Here is a 17,339-nt window from a genome sequence, read left to right on the forward strand (position 1 = left end):
CCTTTTTGGGTGATGGAGGAATCTCATGCTCAATATACTCAAAAATTGGAAGAATCAGCAAACAGCAGCTTCCAACTTAGAAAGCCTGACAAAAGAAGACATATTAAATGGAGAAATTCCTGAACATATCGCCATTATCATGGATGGGAATGGAAGATGGGCAAAGAAACGTGCACTTCCACGGGTAGCAGGACATCATGAAGGAATGAAAGTTGTCAAGCGCATGACCAAGCTTGCAAATGAGCTGAATGTCAAAGTGCTGACTTTGTATGCTTTCTCTACAGAAAATTGGAAACGTCCAAAACTAGAAGTAGACTTTTTAATGAAGCTTCCTGAAGAGTTTCTAAACATCTATCTGCCTGAACTCATCGAGGAAAATGTCCGTGTACGTTTAACAGGTGATCCAGACGGCCTCCCGCAGCATACGAAAAAAGCGGTAGAGAACGCAGTAAAGAGTACGGCGAATAATGACGGACTCATTTTAAATTTTGCGCTCAATTATGGAGGACGGACAGAAATTATTTCTGCATGCAGACAAATTTCTGAAAAAGTCAAAGAAGGCAAGCTTCGAGCAGAAGACATCACAGAAGAGATGTTTTCAGCTTATTTAATGACAGAATCTCTTCAAGATCCGGATTTGCTTATTCGTACGAGTGGAGAAATTAGATTAAGCAACTTTATGCTTTGGCAAATTGCATACAGCGAGTTTGTCTTTACGGATGTGCTTTGGCCTGACTTTTCTGATGAGCATCTCATAGGCGCTATCGGAGAGTACCAGCGCCGCGGCCGGAGGTTCGGTGGAATTTAGAGGGTGGTGCAGATGAAACAAAGAATTTTGACGGGTGTTCTGGCAGCTGCAGTGTTTTTACTTGCAGTGATTTATGGACAAATGCCGTTTACCCTGCTGATTTATTTAATGGGAAGTGTCGCTCTCTTTGAGCTTCTTAGAATGAAAAAGATTTCGATTTTCAGCTTTCCTGGCATTGTCAGCTTAATATTGCTTTGGCTTTTAATGGGCGGAGAAAATAGCTTCTTCCCGAACGTAGACGCATCAAAAATGCAGATTGCTTTATTTGCAGTCTTAATCCTTTTAACTTATACAGTTCTGAGCAAAAACTCTTTCACATTCGATGAGGTTGCTTTTGTTATATTAGCCACATTATATATTGGCGTTAGTTTCTATTATTTTATTCAAATTAGAGGCTTGTATGGCATGAGTGCGATCTTCTTCGCAGCGGTGATTATTTGGTCCACTGACTCAGGTGCCTATTTTATTGGGAAATCTATGGGGAAACGAAAGCTTTGGCCAGAGATCAGCCCAAACAAAACAGTAGAAGGATTTATCGGCGGAATCGTCACAGCGGTCGTGCTGTCACTTGTGTTCCAGGCGGTTACAGGATTTTTGCCATCATATCTGCTTGTTATGTTTATTACTCTTTTGCTCAGTATTTTTGGACAGCTTGGCGACCTTGTGGAATCTGCTTTAAAGCGTCATTACCATGTGAAGGATTCAGGGACAATCCTCCCAGGTCATGGCGGAATTTTGGACAGGTTTGACAGCTTTTTATTCGTTCTGCCGTTTTTATATTTATTGCTGGCCACGTTTGCTAGCTAACCTCATAGAAACTAATTGAACGAGAGAAGGAGTGGCAATTTGAAATATATTTCGCTATTAGGCGCAACAGGATCAATTGGAGAACAAACATTAGATGTGATCAGGCAGCATCCAGACAAATTCAAGTTGAAAGCGATGACGTTTGGCAGAAATATAGACAAGGCCATCCCGATCATTGAACAATTTCAGCCTGAATTTGTTGGATGTGTAGACGAAGCGACCTATCGCACGTTAAAAGGTCATTCATTTCAATACGATATCAAAATGGCTGCGGGTGATGAAGCAAACATCGAAGCAGCGACCTATGATGCAGTGGATGTTGTGGTCAATGCACTGGTAGGAAGTGTCGGACTTGTACCGACATTAAAAGCCATTGAACAAAAAAAGACGATCGCACTTGCAAATAAGGAAACACTTGTGACAGCTGGTCATATAGTAAAAGAGTACGCCAAAAAGTATGACGTGCCTTTACTTCCTGTCGATAGTGAACACTCCGCTATTTTTCAATCCCTGCAAGGTGAACAAGCTAAAAACATTGAACGCTTAATCGTCACAGCTTCAGGCGGCAGTTTCCGAGATAAAAAACGCACGGAGCTTGAAGGTGTAACGGTAGAAGAAGCGCTGAATCATCCGAACTGGTCCATGGGCGCAAAAATCACGATCGATTCAGCGACCATGATGAATAAGGGGCTTGAGGTGATTGAGGCGCATTGGCTGTTTGATATCCCATATGATCAAATTGATGTGCTGTTACATAAAGAGAGCATCATCCATTCCATGGTGGAATTCCATGACAAAAGTGTCATGGCTCAGTTAGGTACACCTGACATGAGGGTTCCGATTCAATACGCGCTCACTTATCCTGATAGAGCGCCATTAAAAGAGGCGAAATCATTAAACCTTTGGGAGATTGGACAATTAAATTTCCAAAAAGCGGATTTTGACAGGTATCGCTGCTTACATTTTGCTTATGAATCAGGTAAAATAGGAGGGACAATGCCTACTGTGCTTAATGCAGCCAATGAAATAGCTGTTGATGCATTTTTAAAAGGCAAAGTAACGTTCCTGCAAATTGAAGAATTGATTGAAAAGGCACTGAACAGACATCATGTGATTTCAACGCCTAGTTTGCAAGATATCCATGAAGTGGACAAAGATACACGAGACTTTGTTCAATCAATCCTCGCATAAGGTGGTATGTTCGTGAATACAGTGATTGCGTTTATTATTATTTTTGGAACGCTCGTTTTTTTCCACGAGCTTGGCCATTTAATTATGGCGCAGCGCGCAGGCATTTTATGCCGCGAGTTCGCAATTGGTTTTGGACCGAAGATTTTCTCCTTTAAACGAAAAGAAACCGTCTATACCATCAGACTTCTGCCAATCGGCGGATTTGTTAAAATGGCTGGAGAAGACCCTGAAGTCATTGAAATTAAACCGGGTCATACAGTGGGGCTCTTATTCAATGAGCAAAATGAAGTAGAAAAAATTATTTTAAATGATAAAGAAAAATATCCTGATGCACTTGTCATTGAAGTTGAACAAATTGATTTAGATCATGCGATGAGAATTTCAGGATATGAGGCTGGAAATGAAGACATTCTGACTGGCTACAATGTAAGCCAAACAAGCTTCTATATTGCAGATGGAGAAGAAATTCAAATCGCGCCATACAACCGTCAGTTTGGTTCAAAAACAGTATGGCAGCGTATTAAAGCCATTGCAGCTGGACCGATTATGAACTTTATCCTGGCATATGTGATTCTAGTGGCTTTAGGATTTATTCAAGGTGTAACCGTGGATGATCCTGTACTTGGTAAGCTGACAAAAGACGGCCGGGCAGCGCAAGCTGGGCTTATGCAGGGAGATCATATCGTTTCAATTAATGGGGATAAAATGAATTCTTGGACAGACGTTGTTCAAACGGTTCAAAAGAACCCAGATAAAAAAATGAATGTCGTCATTGACCGAGATGGCAAAGAAAGCACCATTCAGGTTGTACCGGAAGCTGTGAAGGCAGAAGGAAAAACCATTGGCCGTTTTGGCTCTTATCCGCCAACGGAAAATGGCTTTCTCAAAGTCATTTCATCCTCAGGCACTACAGTGATATCTACAGCAGGTCTCATCTTAACGAACTTGCAAAAGATTGTCACAGGACAATTTTCGTTAGATATGCTTGCAGGTCCTGTTGGAATATATGACATGACAGGAGAAGTAGCGAAACAAGGTGTGTTAACATTAATGCAGTTTGCTGCGTTTCTTAGTATCAACTTAGGGATCGTGAATTTATTACCGATTCCTGCATTAGACGGAGGAAGATTACTTTTCCTATTCGTTGAAGCCATTCGCGGCAAACCAATTAATCGTGAGAAAGAGGCACTTGTTGTCTTCATTGGTGTTGCGTTCCTCATGCTATTAATGCTAGTAGTGACATGGAATGACATCCAGCGATTATTTTTATAAAAACCATTCTCTCTTGTTTCTCATTCTGGGAAACAAGAGTTTTTGGGAGAAGTCCTATTTCTTAAATGAGGTGTAACGACATGAGACAATCCCTGACTTTCATTCCAACTCTTCGAGAGGTGCCAGCAGATGCTGAGGCAAAAAGTCATCAGCTATTAGTAAGAGCTGGATTTATTAGACAAAACACGAGCGGTATCTATCATTATCTGCCGCTAGCACATAAAGTGATTCAGCACATTCAATCCATTGTTCGCAAGGAAATGGAAAAGGCGGGAGCAGCTGAGCTGTTAATGCCAGTGCTGCAGCAAGCAGAAATGTGGCAAGAGTCAGGAAGATGGTATACATACGGTCCAGAACTCATGCGTATGAAAGATCGCCACGGCCGCGAGTTTGCACTTGGCCCAACACACGAAGAAGTGATCACATCACTCGTACGCAGTGAAGTAAAATCGTATAAAAAGCTTCCTTTGACACTATATCAAATCCAATCTAAATTCCGTGATGAACAAAGACCTCGCTTTGGGTTATTGCGCGGACGTGAATTTATTATGAAGGACGCCTATTCATTCCACTCTTCACCAGAGAGCCTTGATGACACATACAACAAAATGTTTACAGCTTACTCGAATGTCTTTTCAAAAGTAGGTCTTAACTTTAGACCCGTCATTGCCGATTCTGGGGCAATGGGAGGAAAAGATACACATGAGTTTATGGCACTGTCAGAAGTAGGAGAAGATACAATCGCATACTCTGACACATCTTCCTACGCCGCGAACATTGAAATGGCTGAGGCTGTGTATCACGGAGAAGAAGCAAACCCTGCGGACTTCAAAGAACTCGAGAAAGTACACACGCCGCAGGTGAAGACGATACAAGATGTTGCGTCATTCTTAGAAGTGGCTCCTTCTACATGTATCAAATCTGTCTTGTTTAAAGCGGACGATGCGTATGTACTTGTCCTGACAAGAGGCGATCATGAAGTAAATGATGTGAAAGTGAAAAACTTAGTTGGAGCACAGCTTGTAGAGCTTGCTTCACGTGAGGAAGTACTAGACGTGATCGGAACAGAACCAGGATTTGTTGGACCAGTCAAGCTTGAAGCGGAAGTAACGATTTATGCAGACCACGCTGTCAAAGGAATGACAAATGCAGTTGCAGGTGCAAATGAATCGGATTATCACTATGTCAATGTTAATCCTGCTCGTGATCTATCAGTGAAGGAATATACAGATCTTCGCTTGATTCAAGAAGGAGACGTTTCTCCAGATGGTGAAGGCACAATCCAGTTCGCAAAAGGAATTGAAGTAGGACAAGTCTTTAAGCTAGGCACACGTTATTCAGAGGCAATGGATGCAACATACCTCGATGAAAATGGACGTGCGCAGCCAATGATCATGGGCTGCTATGGCATCGGAATTTCTAGAACCCTTTCTGCGATTGTTGAACAACATCATGATGACAAGGGGATTATTTGGCCAGAAACAGTTGCGCCATATGATCTTCATCTACTTGCCTTAAATATGAAAAACGATGCACAAAAGGAACTGGCTGAAACGCTGTATGAGCGTTTACAGGAAGAGGGCTATGAAGTCCTTTTCGATGACCGCCAAGAGCGTGCAGGCGTCAAATTTGCCGACAGTGACTTAATTGGACTGCCAATTCGCATTAGCTGCGGGAAACGTTCAGAAGAAGGTATTGTCGAAGTGAAATTCAGAAAATCAGGTGAATCACACGAAGTATCTGTTGATGAACTGATTTCATTTATACGCCAAGCATAAAAAACGAACAAAAAAATGAAGGTACCTCCTGCAAAAAAGAGGTACCTTTCTGATTTGCAAAAGGAGGGTCCTGTCTTGGATGAACAATTACCGATTACCCGGCGGCAATTTCATATATTACTCAATCAGATTCAAATGACAGATGATGACCTTAGCCGTTACTTTGAAGAAGGCGAGATCGTCAAATTGACGGTGCATAAGGCGGCAAAAACGTGGCATTTCCATTTTAAATTTAAGGCGCTTTTGCCTTACAAAGTATATGCAATGTTTTTAAGCAGGCTGACAAATGCATTTTCTCATATCGCACAAGTCACTTGTACGATTGAAGTCAATGATCCGCACATATCTGAAGAGCTCGTTCAATCGTATTGGTCACATTGTGTGGAAGAGCTTCAAGGAATTTCTCCCCCAATCATCAGCTTGCTTCAACAGCAAAAACCAGCGCTGTCTGGACATAAGATCATCATCAAAACAAAAAGCGAAACTGAGGCTTTGGCCATCAAAAAGAAATATAGCCCAATGCTTCAGGCTGCATTTAAACAAGTCGGTTTTCCAGAACTTCAATTTGATACAGAAATTTTTGTATCAGATCAAGAGATTCAGAAGTTCAGAGAACAAAAACTTGCTGAAGATCAAGAAAGAGCCATGCAAGCCCTTGTTGAGATGGAGAAGAAGGAAAGTGAGGATCAAGAGGAAGCCCCTTCTGGCCCTCTGATGATTGGCTATCAAATCAAAGACAATGAAGAAATACGTACGCTTGATAGTATTATGGACGAAGAAAGACGAATCACCGTCCAAGGATACGTGTTTGATGCAGAAACGCGCGAACTAAAAAGCGGTAGAACCCTTTGTATCTTTAAAATTACCGATTATACGAATAGTATTTTGATCAAAATGTTTGCGAGAGAAAAAGAAGATGCCCAGCTCATGAAATCCTTGAAAAAAGGGATGTGGGTCAAAGCAAGAGGAAGTATTCAAAACGATACGTTTGTGAGAGATCTTGTCATGATCGCAAATGACGTCAATGAAATGAAACCTCAGCTGAAAGAAGATACTGCACCAGAGGGAGAAAAGCGTGTTGAGCTTCATTTGCATTCGCCAATGAGCCAGATGGATGCTGTCACTGGCATCGGTAGACTTGTTGAACAAGCAAAAAAATGGGGGCATGAGGCCATTGCCCTGACAGATCACGCCGTTGTACAATCCTTTCCAGATGCGTATGCAGCAAGTAAAAAGCATGGCATCAAAATGATGTACGGGGTGGAAATCAATTTAGTCGATGACGGGGTGCCGATTGCGTATAATCCAGAGCACCGCTTGTTAGAAGATGCGACGTTTGTCGTATTTGATGTTGAGACAACGGGACTCTCTGCTGTGTATGATACGATCATTGAGCTTGCAGCTGTGAAAATCAAAGGCGGGGAAATCATTGACCGCTTTGAGGCATTTGCAAACCCTCATCATCCGTTATCAGCAACAACCATTGAACTAACCGGTATCACGGACGACATGGTGAGAGATGCACCAGATGTGGTCGATGTTGTTCGGGATTTCAAAGAGTGGATTGGACAAGATATCCTTGTTGCTCACAATGCGAGCTTTGATATGGGCTTTTTAAATGCAGCATATAAGCGTCTGCTAAAAACAGATAAAGCATCAAATCCTGTCATTGATACACTAGAACTCGGCCGATTCCTTTATCCTGAATTTAAAAATCACCGGCTGAACACGCTGTGTAAAAAGTTTGATATTGAACTCACGCAGCATCACCGGGCGATTTATGATGCAGAAGCAACTGGTTACCTCATGCTGAAGATGCTAAAAGATGCGGCTGAAAAAGAGATTGCTTACCACGATCAATTGAATGAAAACATGGGACAGTCCAATGCGTATCAGCGCTCACGTCCTTACCATGCAACCGTGATTGCACAAAATGAGACGGGTCTAAAGAATTTATTTAAGCTTGTTTCACTTTCTCATATTCATTATTTCTACCGCGTGCCGCGTATCCCTCGCTCACAGCTTGAGAAATATCGAGAAGGTTTAATTGTTGGGTCTGCTTGTGATAAGGGTGAAGTGTTTGAAGGGATGATGCAGAAGTCACCTGATGAGGTAGAAGACATTGCCGCATTTTACGACTATTTAGAAGTTCATCCGCCAGAAGTGTATCAGCATTTACTCCAGCTGGAGCTTGTTCGGGATGACCGTGCATTAAAAGAGATCATCACAAACATTGTGAAACTTGGTGAAAAACTGAATAAACCAGTAGTGGCGACTGGAAATGTGCACTACCTGCATCCAGAAGACAAAATTTATCGCAAAATCTTAATTTCATCACAAGGCGGGGCGAATCCGCTTAATCGTCATGAACTGCCAAAAGTTCATTTTAGAACAACTGATGAAATGCTAGAAGCCTTCTCTTTCCTTGGAGACGAGAAGGCGAAAGAGATTGTCGTGACGAATACGCAAAAAGTATCTGAGATGGTCGAAAGTATTAAACCAATCAAAGACGATCTTTATACACCAAAAATCGAAGGTGCAGATGAAGAAATTCGGGAAATGAGCTATAACATGGCTCGCAGCATCTACGGTGACGATTTACCGAAAATTGTAGAAGACCGGATTGAGAAAGAATTAAAGAGTATTATTGGTCACGGTTTCGCTGTTATTTATTTAATTTCTCATAAGCTTGTTAAGAAATCACTTGATGATGGATATCTAGTTGGTTCAAGGGGATCAGTTGGTTCATCTCTCGTTGCGACATTAACAGAGATTACAGAAGTAAACCCGCTTGCACCGCACTATGTATGTCCAAGTTGCAAGCACTCTGAGTTCTTTAATGACGGATCGGTTGGCTCAGGATTTGACCTTCCTGATAAAGACTGTCCTGAATGCGGGACGCCGTATAAAAAAGACGGACACGATATTCCGTTTGAAACGTTCTTAGGTTTTAAAGGAGATAAAGTGCCCGATATCGACTTGAACTTCTCAGGAGAATATCAGCCGATTGCCCATAACTATACGAAAGAGCTGTTTGGTGAAGAGTATGTATACCGCGCAGGTACAATCGGTACCGTTGCAGAAAAAACGGCATATGGTTATGTGAAAGGCTACGCAGGAGATCATAACCTTCATATGAGAGGTGCTGAAATTGACCGGCTCGTACAGGGCTGTACGGGCGTCAAACGGACAACGGGCCAACATCCAGGCGGTATTATCGTCGTGCCGGATTATATGGACATTTACGATTTCTCACCAATTCAATATCCAGCAGATGCGACAGGTTCTGATTGGAAAACGACGCATTTTGATTTCCATTCAATCCATGATAACTTACTGAAACTAGATATTCTTGGACACGATGATCCAACGGTCATTCGGATGCTTCAGGACTTGAGCGGAATTGACCCAAAAACGATTCCGACAGATGATCCTGAGGTCATGAAAATCTTCCAAGGAACGGAACCTCTCGGTGTCACAGAAGAACAAATTGGATGTAAAACGGGAACACTTGGGATCCCAGAGTTTGGCACAAGGTTTGTTCGTCAGATGCTTGAGGATACAAAACCGACCACCTTCTCGGAGCTTGTTCAGATCTCTGGTCTATCTCACGGTACAGATGTATGGCTCGGCAACGCCCAAGAGCTGATTCATAATAAAACGTGTGAACTAAGCGAAGTGATTGGCTGTCGTGATGATATTATGGTCTATCTGATTTATCAAGGTTTAGAGCCGTCACTTGCCTTTAAAATCATGGAATCTGTTCGTAAAGGGAAGGGACTTCCTCCTGAATGGGAAGAAGAAATGAAGAATAATAACGTACCGAACTGGTACATTGATTCTTGTAAAAAGATTAAATACATGTTCCCTAAAGCCCACGCGGCTGCTTATGTATTAATGGCTGTTCGGATTGCTTATTTCAAGGTGCACCATGCACTTCTGTACTATGCGGCTTATTTTACCGTTCGTGCTGATGATTTTGATATCGAAACGATGACAAAAGGATCGAATGCGATTCGAGCGGTCATGGACGATATTAACTCAAAAGGTCTTGATGCATCACCGAAAGAGAAGAACCTATTAACTGTACTAGAGCTTGCACTTGAAATGTGTGAAAGAGGCTATCACTTTAAAAAAGTAGACCTATACCGATCAAGTGCCACTGAGTTTATCATTGATGGAGACGGGCTAATCCCGCCATTCAACTCCATCCCTGGACTCGGAACAAACGTTGCGTTAAATATTGTACGTGCACGCCAAGATGGTGAATTCCTTTCAAAAGAAGATTTACAAAAACGAGGAAAAGTGTCTAAGACCATCCTTGAGTATTTGGATCGTCAAGGCTGCTTAGAAGCACTTCCTGATCAAAACCAGCTTTCTTTGTTCTAATGTGAAAAATGAGGAGCGCCCTTAAAGGGCGTTCCTTTTTCTATATACAATAATATTATTATGTTAACTAAATATTTTAACTGGAATTATTTTCTTGTTGGTTCATATATCTTGATTTAACGTCGTGTTTTGAGAGAAGAGATTGTATGTCATTCTTTCTACCCAAATAGAGCAAAAAAGAGAATTTAGCCGTCTGAAATGTTCTCATACGACATATGATCATTTTGGGTACAGTCACATGAAGAATCAAGGAGAAAACCCTCGGTGAGCGTCAAGCTGATGGCTGTTTACTATGCACATTTTTGAAACATGCTTGATTCTTTTCAACACTGTACAAAACACGAACGGAATAACAAGGAGGTGGTCATTTCTTGTTCAATGTTTCACGTTTAAGAAAAAAGAAGGGGTGAGAAGTAGGTACATGTCAGATTACAACTATGTAGAGGTGCTTCAAAAATCCATTTTGTTTTACGAAGCCCAGCGTTCCGGAAAGCTTCCTGAAAGCAATCGTCTTAACTGGCGAGGGGATTCTGGACTAGAGGATGGGAAAGATGTTGGTCATGATTTAACAGGCGGCTGGTACGATGCTGGTGATCATGTGAAGTTCGGGCTTCCGATGGCTTACTCTGCAGCCGTGCTTGCATGGACAGTCTATGAGTACCGAGAAGCTTACGAAGAGGCAGAGCTGCTTGATGATATGTTAGATCAAATCAAGTGGGCAACCGATTATTTTTTGAAAGCCCATACAGGTCCAAATGAATTTTGGGCACAAGTAGGCGATGGGAATGCGGATCATGGCTGGTGGGGTCCAGCAGAAGTGATGCCGATGAACCGGCCGGCATTTAAAATTGATGAACATTGTCCAGGAACAGAAGTAGCCGCCCAAACCGCAGCCGCTTTAGCAGCAGGTTCAATTATTTTTAAAGAAACTGATGCGCCTTATGCAGCAAAGCTTCTCACCCATGCAAAACAGCTTTATGCATTTGCTGACCAATATCGCGGTGAGTATACAGATTGTGTCACCAATGCGCAGCCATTTTATAACTCTTGGAGCGGCTATATTGATGAGCTCATTTGGGGTGGAATATGGCTGTACTTGGCGACAAATGACCAGACCTATTTAAACAAAGCACTAAAAGCAGTAGAAGAATGGCCGAAGGATTGGGACTATACGTTTACGATGTCGTGGGACAATACCTTTTTTGCTTCGCAAATTTTACTTGCGAGAATCACAAAGGAGAAAAGGTTTATCGAATCGACGGAGCGTAATCTCGATTACTGGTCGACGGGTTTTGTTCAAAATGGAAAAGTAGAAAGAATCACTTATACGCCTGGCGGACTAGCGTGGTTAGATCAATGGGGTTCACTTCGTTATACAGCAAATGCTGCATTTTTAGCGTTTGTGTACGCAGATTGGGTCTCTGATCAAGAAAAAAAGAATCGATACCAAACGTTTGCGATCAGGCAAACACACTATATGTTAGGGGATAATCCGCAAAATAGAAGCTATGTCGTTGGGTTTGGCAAAAATCCGCCGATGCATCCACACCATCGAACTGCACATGGCTCATGGTCTAATCAGCTGACAACTCCTTCTTCTCATCGGCACACGTTATATGGAGCGCTTGTTGGGGGGCCTAATGCACAGGATCAGTATACCGATGACATCTCTGACTATGTATCAAACGAGGTAGCAACAGACTATAATGCCGCCTTTACTGGAAATGTAGCCAAAATGGTGCAGCTGTTTGGTCAGGGGCAGTCAAAACTGCCAAATTTTCCGCCTAAAGAAAAAGTGGAAGATGAGTTTTTTGTAGAGGCAGCTGTCATGAGTAACGATACAACATCTACTCAGATCAAAGCCATTCTATACAATCGATCAGGCTGGCCGGCCAGAAGTAGTCAATCACTTTCTTTTAGATATTATGTCAATCTGAGCGAGATATTTGCGAAGGGATTCACTGATAAAGATATTCAAGTGACAGCTGTCTACAATGAAGGCGCTTCCTTATCTCCGTTAACGGTGTATGACGCATCATCCCATATCTATTTTACAGAAATCGATTTTACTGGCGTAGCTATTTTTCCAGGAGGCGAATCGCTTCATAAGAAGGAAATACAGTTCCGGTTATCTGCGCCAAATGGTGCGAATATATGGGATGCCTCAAATGATTATTCCTTTCAAGGATTAACATCCAATATGCAAAAAACAGCAAGAATTCCTGTTTTTGATCAAGGTGATTTAGTATTTGGTACGCTTCCGAATAAATAAATATAAAGGGTGAGGACATGACAAATAAAGAACGGTTTTTAACACTTTATCATCAAATGAAAAACGAGACGAATGGATATTTTTCAAAAGAAGGCATTCCGTATCATTCCGTTGAGACACTCATTTGTGAGGCACCTGATTACGGGCATATGACAACTTCAGAAGCTTACAGCTATTGGTTATGGCTTGAAGCATTGTATGGTCATTACACAGGCGATTGGAGCAAACTAGAAGCGGCTTGGGATAATATGGAGAAGTTTATCATTCCAGTAAACGAAGATGGACATGACGAACAGCCGCATATGAGTTCTTACAATCCATCCAGCCCAGCCACATACGCTTCAGAAAAACCATATCCAGATCAATATCCGAGTCAGTTGACGGGTGCTCGCCCTGCTGGTCAAGATCCAATTGATCATGAACTGAGGTCAACTTACGGAACGAATGAAACGTATTTAATGCACTGGCTTCTTGATGTAGACAACTGGTATGAATATGGGAATTTGCTCAACCCATCACATACAGCCGCGTATGTAAACACATTTCAGCGGGGTCCGCAAGAATCCGTATGGGAGGCCATCCCTCATCCATCACAAGATGATAAAACAGCCGGAAAGCCTAATGAAGGTTTCATGAGCTTGTTCACAAAAGAAAATCAAGCGCCAGCCGCCCAGTGGCGCTATACAAATGCGACGGATGCTGATGCGCGTGCAATACAGGCGATGTATTGGGCAAAGGAACTTGGCTATAATGGGTCAGTCTATCTTGATAAAGCGAAAAAGATGGGTGATTTCCTTCGTTACGGAATGTACGATAAATATTTTCAAACAATTGGAAGCGGCAAGCAAGGTAATCCGTATCCTGGAAATGGAAAAAGTGCATGTCATCACTTAATGGCATGGTACACCTCTTGGGGCGGGGGACTTGGAGAATATGCGAATTGGTCATGGCGTATCGGAGCGAGCCATTGTCATCAAGGGTATCAAAACCCAGTCGCTGCCTACGCTTTATCCTCAGATAAGGGAGGCTTAAAGCCATCGTCACCGACTGCTGCAAGTGATTGGGAAAAGACGTTAAAGAGACAGCTTGAATTTTACGTCTGGCTTCAATCAAAAGAGGGAGCGATTGCAGGAGGTGCTACCAACAGCTGGAATGGAGACTATAGCGCTTATCCAGCAGGAAGAAGCACATTTTATGATATGGCTTATGAAGATGCGCCTGTTTACCATGATCCTCCGTCCAATAATTGGTTTGGAATGCAAGCATGGCCGATTGAGCGTGTAGCAGAGCTTTATTATATCTTTGCAAAAGATGGCGACAAAACATCTGAAAATTTCCAAATGGCCAAATCTGTCATCACAAAATGGGTCAACTATTCACTAGATTATATTTTTATTGGCACTCGTCCTGTGTCGGATCAAGATGGGTATTTTTTAGATGGTCAGGGTCAAAGGATTCTAGGGGGGACAAATGTTGCTGTTGCTACGACGAGTGCACCTGGAGAGTTTTGGATTCCTGGGAATATAGAATGGAGCGGCCAGCCTGACACTTGGAGCGGGTTCCAATCTGCAACAGGTAATCCAAATTTAACGGCAGTTACAAAAGATCCTACTCAAGATACTGGTGTACTGGGCAGTCTAATCAAAGCACTCACATTCTTTGCTGCTGCAACACAGAAAGAGACAGGAAACTACACAGCACTTGGCATAAGAGCAAAAGAGACAGCGGCACAGCTCCTTGAGGTCGCTTGGAATTACAATGATGGTGTAGGGATTGTGACAGAGGAAGACAGAGAAGACTACCACCGTTTCTTTAAAAAAGAAGTGTACTTCCCAAATGGCTGGAACGGAACATTTGGTCAAGGAAATCAGATCCCTGGTTCCAGCACCATTCCTTCTGACCCGCAGCGAGGAGGTAACGGAGTGTATACGAGCTTTGCAGATCTTCGTCCGAAAATCAAGCAAGACCCAGCCTGGTCAGCACTGGAGAGTAAATATCAATCATCTTTTAATGAAGCAACAGGCAAATGGGAAAACGGAGCGCCAAGTTTCACCTACCACCGTTTCTGGTCGCAAGTTGATATGGCTACGGCTTATGCAGAATACCATCGTCTCATAAACGAATAGAACGTAGTACAGCTGCCGGCTTTTTTAGTCGGCGGTCTCCTCATGAGATAAATGAAGTGAAAGCAAAGGTGATGTCATCATGGTTAATAAGAAAGAATTTATGAATCATTCATCGAATGGCGGATCACAGGAACAAGAAAATCAAAGCTGGAGAAAAGAAGCAAATAATCGAATCTTACAACATAGACAAAGAGAGCTTGTCATAAACGTCATCAATAAGGAACAAAAGCCAGTTGCCGGAATAGAGGTAGAAATAAAACAAATCAGACATGAATTTGCATTTGGTTCAGCAATGAATGACCAAGTACTATTCAATCAAACGTATGCTGATTTTTTTGTTCAACATTTTAATTGGGCTGTGTTTGAAAATGAGGCAAAATGGTATGCAAATGAGCCTGAACGAGGGAAAATAACATACGAAAAAGCAGATGCCATGCTGAATTTTGCCAATAGACACCAAATTCCAGTGAGGGGGCACGCCTTATTTTGGGAGGTAGAGGATGCCAATCCAAACTGGCTGAAATCATTACCGAATCATGAAGTATATGAAGCCATGAAAAGGCGGCTTGAGCATGCAGGCAATCATTTCAAAGGGAAATTCCGTCATTGGGATGTAAACAACGAAATGATGCATGGTTCATTTTTTAAAGACCGGTTTGGGAAACAGATTTGGAAATGGATGTATGAAGAAACGAAAAAAATTGATCCTCAAGCCTTGTTGTTTGTCAATGATTATAATGTAATCTCATACGGCGAACATCACGCATATAAAGCACATATCAATGAACTTCGTCAGCTGGGGGCACCAGTTGAGGCTATTGGAGTTCAAGGTCACTTTGAAGATCGAGTGGATCCAGTCGTTGTAAAACAAAGACTAGATGTGCTTGCTGAGCTTGGTCTACCGATATGGGTGACAGAGTATGACTCTGTTCATCCGGATGCCAATAGACGAGCGGATAACTTAGAAGCTTTATATCGGGTTGCCTTTAGTCATCCAGCCGTAAAAGGTGTGCTGATGTGGGGATTTTGGGCGGGTGCTCATTGGAGAGGTGAGCACGCAGCCATCGTGAATCATGATTGGTCGTTAAATGAAGCGGGAAGGCGTTATGAAAAGCTACTACAGGAGTGGACGACACAAAGAGTGGAAAAAACAGATGTGAATGGCCAAGTGACATGTCCAGCGTTTCACGGGACGTATGAGGTTCGAATTGGTGAAGAAAGTAAAATGTTGCAGCAGCAGACGATTGAACTTGATTCAACTAAACAAACACCGCTTCAACTAGATATCATCGTATCAGTAGAATAAGAGATTGTGAGGAGGAGAATGGAATGAAAAAATGGGTTCAACGGGTGGCTTGTTTTATGCTGCTGATCACTTTATGGGCGGGTTGGTTCACTCTGACCGTAAAGGCCTCCTCCTATGTGCAAACATCTGGTACACATTTTGTATTGAACAACCACCCATTTTACTTTGCTGGCACAAATAATTATTATTTTCATTACAAATCAAAAAAGATGGTAGATGCTGTTTTTGACGATATGAAGGCAATGGATTTAAAGGTTATTCGTATTTGGGGATTTCACGATGGTACCCCTCAAGAAAACTCAGTCTTACAATCTCGTCCAGGTGTTTATGAAGAATCCGGTTTTCAAAAACTAGACTATGCGATTTATAAAGCAGGGCAGGAAGGAATCAAGCTGGTCATACCGCTCGTGAACAATTGGGATGACTTTGGCGGGATGAATCAATATGTGAAGTGGTTTCAGGCAGGATCACATGATCACTTTTATACAGATTCTCGGATTAAAACAGCTTACAAAAACTATGTGCGCTATGTATTAGAGAGAACCAATACGTACTCAGGTGTTCAATATAAAGATGATCCTGCTATTATGACATGGGAGCTCGCCAATGAGCCGCGCGCTCAGTCAGACCCTTCGGGAGATATACTAGTAAACTGGGCAGATGAAATGAGTGCATGGATCAAATCAATTGACTCGAATCACCTTGTTGCAGTAGGAGACGAAGGGTTCTTTCGCATGACAGGTCATGACGATTGGTTTTACAGTGGGGGAGAAGGTGTTGATTGGGATCGTTTGACTGCTCTCCCTCATATTGATTATGGAACCTATCATTTATACCCGGATCACTGGAATCAGTCTGCTGCATGGGGAGTGAAATGGATTAAAGATCATATCACCGGAGGAAACGCAATTGGCAAACCTGTTGTATTAGAAGAGTTTGGCTATCAAAATCAAGCAGCCCGTCCTGATGTATATGATAGCTGGCTGAAGACAATTGAACAGCTCGGAGGCGCAGGTAGCCAATTTTGGATTTTAACAAGCATTCAAGACGATGATTCCCTCTACCCGGATTATGACGGTTTTCGAGTTTTAAAGGAGAGCCAGGAGGCAGGAATCATTCGTGAACACGCCAAAAGAATGAATGAAAAGAACTGATGAAGAATGCCTGTTTATAAGGAACTTCATTTGCATAAAAAAATTGGATATGGTATAGTTTTTATGGAAATGCTAACGATTACCGAGACAAGAGTGGGGAAACCCGCTCTTTTGTATTGAACAGGCAATTTTTGTCTCGACATTATTCATCCGTTTTCTGCTCCCCCTGCTCACAATAAAGCAGGGTTTTTATGCAGAATGATTGATAAGAGCGTTTATCGAAAGCACAAGGAGGA

At 42.3% G+C, this 17,339-nt stretch carries 10 protein-coding genes; all 10 read left to right on the forward strand.

Going from position 1 to position 17,339, the window contains the following annotated elements; translation table 11 throughout:
* Nucleotides 1-25: 25 nt before the first annotated feature.
* Nucleotides 26-808 (forward strand): isoprenyl transferase, encoded by a 783-nt coding sequence (locus tag AC0VYC_RS08010; protein WP_007499552.1) that lies wholly within the window; start codon nucleotides 26-28, stop codon nucleotides 806-808.
* 12 nt (nucleotides 809-820) lie between these two features.
* Complete coding sequence (locus AC0VYC_RS08015; protein ID WP_007499550.1) at nucleotides 821-1,615, forward strand: phosphatidate cytidylyltransferase; 795 nt, start codon at nucleotides 821-823, stop codon at nucleotides 1,613-1,615.
* A gap of 39 nt (nucleotides 1,616-1,654) precedes the next feature.
* Entirely contained in the window at nucleotides 1,655-2,806 is a 1,152-nt protein-coding gene (gene dxr / locus AC0VYC_RS08020; protein ID WP_025207336.1) for a 1-deoxy-D-xylulose-5-phosphate reductoisomerase, read from the forward strand.
* Nucleotides 2,807-2,812: 6 nt separating this feature from the next.
* Nucleotides 2,813-4,078, forward strand: coding sequence for an RIP metalloprotease RseP (rseP, locus tag AC0VYC_RS08025; RefSeq protein ID WP_007499546.1), 1,266 nt, complete (start codon nucleotides 2,813-2,815; stop codon nucleotides 4,076-4,078).
* An 80-nt stretch (nucleotides 4,079-4,158) separates the two neighbouring features.
* The gene (locus AC0VYC_RS08030; RefSeq protein ID WP_045034268.1) at nucleotides 4,159-5,856 is read left to right on the forward strand and encodes a proline--tRNA ligase; all 1,698 of its coding nucleotides are present in this window, start codon (nucleotides 4,159-4,161) and stop codon (nucleotides 5,854-5,856) included.
* Between the two features lie 75 nt (nucleotides 5,857-5,931).
* On the forward strand, nucleotides 5,932-10,245 hold the full coding sequence (locus AC0VYC_RS08035) for a PolC-type DNA polymerase III (RefSeq protein WP_072367260.1): 4,314 nt from the start codon (nucleotides 5,932-5,934) through the stop codon (nucleotides 10,243-10,245).
* Nucleotides 10,246-10,666: 421 nt separating this feature from the next.
* Nucleotides 10,667-12,517, forward strand: coding sequence for a glycoside hydrolase family 9 protein (locus tag AC0VYC_RS08040; RefSeq protein WP_035392050.1), 1,851 nt, complete (start codon nucleotides 10,667-10,669; stop codon nucleotides 12,515-12,517).
* Between the two features lie 17 nt (nucleotides 12,518-12,534).
* Nucleotides 12,535-14,643 (forward strand): glycoside hydrolase family 48 protein, encoded by a 2,109-nt coding sequence (locus tag AC0VYC_RS08045; RefSeq protein WP_268374173.1) that lies wholly within the window; start codon nucleotides 12,535-12,537, stop codon nucleotides 14,641-14,643.
* Nucleotides 14,644-14,722: 79 nt separating this feature from the next.
* The gene (locus AC0VYC_RS08050; protein WP_335350601.1) at nucleotides 14,723-15,949 is read left to right on the forward strand and encodes an endo-1,4-beta-xylanase; all 1,227 of its coding nucleotides are present in this window, start codon (nucleotides 14,723-14,725) and stop codon (nucleotides 15,947-15,949) included.
* Nucleotides 15,950-15,972: 23 nt separating this feature from the next.
* The gene (locus AC0VYC_RS08055; protein WP_335350600.1) at nucleotides 15,973-17,103 is read left to right on the forward strand and encodes a glycoside hydrolase 5 family protein; all 1,131 of its coding nucleotides are present in this window, start codon (nucleotides 15,973-15,975) and stop codon (nucleotides 17,101-17,103) included.
* Nucleotides 17,104-17,339: the final 236 nt, after the last annotated feature.

Source organism: Bacillus sp. iso_77 (assembly GCF_056173625.1).

Excerpts from the sequence above, each read along its gene's own strand:
- rseP (WP_007499546.1), top strand. The coding sequence starts at position 2,813 with ATGTTCGTGAATACAGTGATTGCGTTTATTATTATTTTTGGAACGCTC.
- AC0VYC_RS08010 (WP_007499552.1), top strand. The coding sequence starts at position 26 with ATGCTCAATATACTCAAAAATTGGAAGAATCAGCAAACAGCAGCTTCC.
- AC0VYC_RS08045 (WP_268374173.1), top strand. The coding sequence starts at position 12,535 with ATGACAAATAAAGAACGGTTTTTAACACTTTATCATCAAATGAAAAAC.
- AC0VYC_RS08055 (WP_335350600.1), top strand. The coding sequence starts at position 15,973 with ATGAAAAAATGGGTTCAACGGGTGGCTTGTTTTATGCTGCTGATCACT.
- AC0VYC_RS08015 (WP_007499550.1), top strand. The coding sequence starts at position 821 with ATGAAACAAAGAATTTTGACGGGTGTTCTGGCAGCTGCAGTGTTTTTA.
- AC0VYC_RS08040 (WP_035392050.1), top strand. The coding sequence starts at position 10,667 with ATGTCAGATTACAACTATGTAGAGGTGCTTCAAAAATCCATTTTGTTT.
- AC0VYC_RS08050 (WP_335350601.1), top strand. The coding sequence starts at position 14,723 with ATGGTTAATAAGAAAGAATTTATGAATCATTCATCGAATGGCGGATCA.
- AC0VYC_RS08030 (WP_045034268.1), top strand. The coding sequence starts at position 4,159 with ATGAGACAATCCCTGACTTTCATTCCAACTCTTCGAGAGGTGCCAGCA.